Source organism: Ruminococcus callidus ATCC 27760 (genome assembly GCF_000468015.1).
In the GTDB taxonomy this organism is placed as follows: Bacteria; Bacillota; Clostridia; order Oscillospirales; family Ruminococcaceae; genus Ruminococcus_C; species Ruminococcus_C callidus.
Map to the genome: position 1 here is coordinate 12275 of NZ_KI260452.1, position 4392 is coordinate 16666.

Here is a 4392-nt window from a genome sequence, read left to right on the forward strand (position 1 = left end):
ATCTGACGAAAAATTTGACGACGCATCTGTCGCATAATCTTTGTGCGGTATTGCCCTAAGAAAAAGCGATTTACAGAATTGCCGGCAGTGCTCCGGTAATAATATGACTTGGGTCTGCGTTGGCAAGGATCATATAGTACACCAGACACGCAAGCATACATATAATGAAAAAAGCGACAACAACACGCAGCCGGAAACGCAGAAACGGCTTCGGCTTGTGAATATCATCAACACGGTGCAGCTGCTTTTGTCTTTTACGCATTGCGGAACTCCTTTCAACAGGTTTGAAACGTATGCTACTATTATAAACGATAAAGCGGCATTTTGCAAGTGTTTTTTGCAGGGGCAACACTGAAATCTTTCGATAATTCCAACAAAGGAGAAAACTTATGTGTGGTTTTGTAGGATTCACCAATCATATTGACAACTCGAACGTGGTTCTCGGAGAGATGCTGGATAAGATCAAGCACCGCGGACCGGACGCAGAGGGTACTTATATTGACGAAGACATTGCACTGGGACACCGCCGCCTGAGCATCATCGATGTTTCCGAGGCAGGCACACAGCCGCTGTACAGCGAGGACGGCAATCTGGCACTGCTGTTCAACGGCGAGATCTATAACTATCAGGAGATTCGTGCCCGTCTGATCGAAGCCGGCTATCACTTTGCCACACAGACAGACTCTGAGGTACTGATCTATGGCTATCAGGAATACGGTGCAGACCTGCTGCAACAGCTGCGGGGCATGTTCTCCTTTGTCATCTGGGATAAGCGGGAGAAAAAACTCTTTGGAGCACGGGACTTTTTCGGCATCAAGCCCATGTACTATGCCCAGATGGGAGAAACATTCCTGTTCGGCTCGGAGATCAAGAGCTTTCTGTGCCACCCGCATTTTAAAAAGGTACTGAACACCGCCGCACTGGAAAACTATCTGACGTTCCAGTACTCGCCCTGTGACGAAACCTTTTTCCAAGGAGTGTATAAGCTGCCGCCGGCACACTATTTCACCTATCAGGACGGCAAATTTACCATGAAGCGGTACTGGGACGTTCACTTCAAGGCAGACCAGAAGCCGGATCTGGACACATGGGTGAACCGCATTTCGGATACGTTCCACGACAGCGTAGAGGCTCACAAGATCGCCGATGTAGAAGTTGGCTCATTCCTGTCCAGCGGCGTGGATTCCAGCTATGTGGCAGCCATTGCCAATGTGGATAAGACATTCACGGTCGGCTTCGGTACAGAAGAACGCTATAACGAGATCGGCTGGGCAAAGGGCTTCTCCGAGGCAATCGGCAAGAAGAACTATAACAAAGTCATCACACCGGAAGAATACTGGGAAAAGCTGCCCATGATCCAGTACCACATGGACGAACCGCTGGCGGATCCGGCAGCGATCGCCCTGTACTTCGTGTGCAATCTGGCTTCCCAGTCCCTGAAAGTCGTGCTCTCCGGCGAGGGTGCCGACGAGATCTTCGGCGGCTACAACGTCTACAGCGAACCGGGCGGGTCTGCCTATGATAAGCTGCCCCGCGGACTGCGTCGCGGCATCGGACACATCGCAGAGAAAATGCCGGCACACCGCGGCAGAAACTTCCTCGTCCGCAAAGGCAAGGATCTGGAAGAACGCTTTATCGGCAACGCCTATATGTTCACACCGGAGGAACGCAAGGCACTGCTGAAGATCCGCACCAACGCTCCCGATCCCATGGCAATCACCAAGCCGTTCTATGACAAGGTGCAGGATCAGGACGATGTGACAAAGATGCAGTATCTGGATCTGCACATGTGGATGGCAGGGGATATTCTGCTGAAAGCCGACAAGATGAGCATGGCGAATTCGCTGGAACTGCGTGTGCCGTTTTTGGATAAAAAGGTCATGGAACTGGCAGAGCAGATCCCCACACGGTACCGCGTCACCCGCGAAGCCGTTACCGACGAAAAAACGCCGTATATCACCAAGTACGCCATGCGTCTGGCTGCCAAAAAGGACACTCCGCCCCAGACTGCAAAGACCGCAGCCAAGAAGAAGCTGGGCTTTCCGGTACCGATTCGGGTTTGGCTGAAAGAAGACAAATACTACAGCATTGTGCGGGAACGCTTTGAGAGCGACGAGGCAAACCGGTTTTTCCACACCGAAAAGCTGGTGCATCTGCTGGACGATCACCGTGCAGGCAAGGCAGACAACAGCCGGAAAATCTGGACACTGTATATGTTCTTGGTATGGTACCAGATCTATTTTCCGGAGGCATGCGGAGCGTAAAGGAGCGGCAGAACAAAAATGGCAAGTCATGTAACCTATGCCTATATCCGGCAGAATCCCGATATTCGGGAATATATCCGCCGTGCCGATATGTCCCTTGCGGCGATCGGCTATACCGAGCATTCCTTTGCCCATGTGGAAAAGGCGGCACACAATGCGGCAATGATTCTGGAAACTCTGAACTATCCGCCGCGGCAGGTGGAACTGGCGAAAATCGCCGGTTTTCTCCACGACATCGGAAACGTCATCAACCGGAACGACCACGCCCAAAGCGGTGCAGTCATGGCATTTCGTCTGCTGGACCGGCTGGAAATGCCGGTAGACGAGATCTGTTCTATCATCTCGGCGATCGGCAACCACGACGAGGGCACTGCCCAGCCGGTAGATGCCATTTCCGCTGCCCTGATTATTGCAGACAAGACGGACGTTCGCCGCAGCCGCGTGCGGAACACCGACTTTATGACTTTCGATATTCACGACCGCGTGAATTATGCGGTGGAATACTCCAACCTGCATTTCAGCGAGGACAAAAAGTCACTCGTTCTGGATCTGACCATTGACACGGAGATCTCCTCTGTGCTGGAATATTTCGAAATTTTCATGGAACGCATGCTGCTTTCCAAGCGTGCTGCCCTGTTCTTTGATAAAAAGTTCAAGATGTACATCAACGGCAGCAGTATTTTGTAAAGACAACTCCGCTGGCTCCCAGCGGTATTGCCATAAATTCCCGAAGCCGATGCACGACTTCGGAGAAAACAACGGAGGTACAATATCATGATTTCACCGTATCCGCATCTGATTGATTTGAACGACTATCCTGTTTCGTGGTGGAAACAGGTGGTGGATCTGGGGGAACAGATCAAAAATCACCCCGAAATTTACGCCGGTGCATGCAGCAACAAGATCATGGCGACCTTGTTCTATGAGCCGTCCACCCGCACCCAGATGTCTTTCCAGACCGCAATGCTGCGTCTGGGCGGCAGACTGATCGGGTTCGACAATCCGGCAAACTCCTCGGTATCCAAGGGCGAAACTCTGAAAGATACCACAAAGATCGTCAGCGGCTACGCAGATATTCTGGTGATGCGTCATCCGGTAGCCGGTGCGGCAAAGGCAGCTGCCCTGTCCGCAGACTGTCCGGTCATCAATGCCGGCGACAGCGGGCACCTGCACCCCACCCAGACCCTGACCGACTTGCTGACTCTCCAGTGTGAAAAGGGCAGACTGGATCACCTGACCATTGGTCTGTGCGGCGACCTGATCAACGGCAGAACCGTGCATTCTCTGTTGAAAGCAATGTCATGCTTCGAGGGCAACCACTTCATTCTGATCTCCACACCGGAACTGGGACTGCCGTCCTATGTCAAGGATATTCTGAACGCCAGCAACTGTGACTTTGAGGAGGTTTCTTCTCTGGAAGAAGTTCTTCCGAAGCTGGACGTTCTGTACATGACACGGATCCAGCAGGAGCGTTTTGCCAGCCGCGAGGAATATCTGGCACAGAAGGACACCTATATCCTGACCACCAAGAAGATGCAGGCAGCCAAGAAAGACCTGGTCGTGCTGCACCCGCTGCCCCGCGTGGACGAAATCGAAGTGGCTCTGGACGAAGACCCCCGTGCGATGTACTTCAAGCAGGCAAAGTATGGCATGTACGTCCGCATGGCACTGATCATCACCATGCTGAATCTGGACACCCACACCACACTGCTCCGCGGCAAGACGTTCCCCGGTGCAGTCTGCAAGAATCCCAACTGTATTACCCACACTGAAACCTATCTGCCTAAGAGCTTTATTTCCCTCGGAAATTCTCTGTTGGAGTGTGAGTTCTGCAATGAACGGCTGCTGATGGAACACTGATCGGAACAGTATTTTTCCTGTCATTTCTAAAAAGCACGATTTCCCACCGCGGAAATCGTGTTTTTTTGCACAAAAATATAGATGAAAAAAGATGAATCTATACAAGTTTTTCACGAATCCGGTTAATCTTTTGTAAATCCCCTTGCCAAGAAAATCGGTTTGTGCTATACTAAAGGGGAAGAAAAGGGAACGCCGTCAGCAATTCCATGCAAACTTTATGCAGCGTTTCCTTAGGGGAAACACTGCATAAAGCCCGCCTGACGGCTTT

The 4392-nt window shown here is 51.6% G+C and carries 4 protein-coding genes; 3 read left to right on the forward strand and 1 reads right to left on the reverse strand.

What is annotated here, in order from left to right; translation table 11 throughout:
• Positions 1-70 precede the first annotated feature (70 nt).
• Positions 71-262 carry a hypothetical protein gene (locus RUMCAL_RS11160; protein WP_040648058.1) on the reverse strand — a complete coding sequence of 64 codons (192 nt, stop codon included), beginning with the start codon at positions 260-262 and terminating at the stop codon, positions 71-73.
• Positions 263-389: 127 nt separating this feature from the next.
• Here RUMCAL_RS11160 and asnB point away from each other — a divergent pair, with 127 nt between their 5' ends.
• The 3 genes from asnB (at position 390) to pyrB (ending at position 4124) form a co-directional block, all read left to right on the forward strand.
• Positions 390-2264, forward strand: a complete 1875-nt coding sequence (asnB, locus tag RUMCAL_RS11165; RefSeq protein WP_021682985.1) for an asparagine synthase (glutamine-hydrolyzing) — start codon at positions 390-392, stop codon at positions 2262-2264.
• 18 nt (positions 2265-2282) lie between these two features.
• Positions 2283-2951, forward strand: coding sequence for an HD domain-containing protein (locus RUMCAL_RS11170; protein WP_021682986.1), 669 nt, complete (start codon positions 2283-2285; stop codon positions 2949-2951).
• An 87-nt stretch (positions 2952-3038) separates the two neighbouring features.
• A complete protein-coding gene (gene pyrB / locus RUMCAL_RS11175) occupies positions 3039-4124 on the forward strand; it encodes an aspartate carbamoyltransferase (RefSeq protein WP_021682987.1) in 1086 nt (361 codons plus the stop codon).
• The last annotated feature ends 268 nt before the right edge of the window (positions 4125-4392 follow it).

Coding starts and splice junctions, on each gene's coding strand:
- pyrB (WP_021682987.1), top strand. CDS start 3,039: ATGATTTCACCGTATCCGCATCTGATTGATTTGAACGACTATCCTGTT.
- RUMCAL_RS11160 (WP_040648058.1), bottom strand. CDS start 262: ATGCGTAAAAGACAAAAGCAGCTGCACCGTGTTGATGATATTCACAAG.
- RUMCAL_RS11170 (WP_021682986.1), top strand. CDS start 2,283: ATGGCAAGTCATGTAACCTATGCCTATATCCGGCAGAATCCCGATATT.
- asnB (WP_021682985.1), top strand. CDS start 390: ATGTGTGGTTTTGTAGGATTCACCAATCATATTGACAACTCGAACGTG.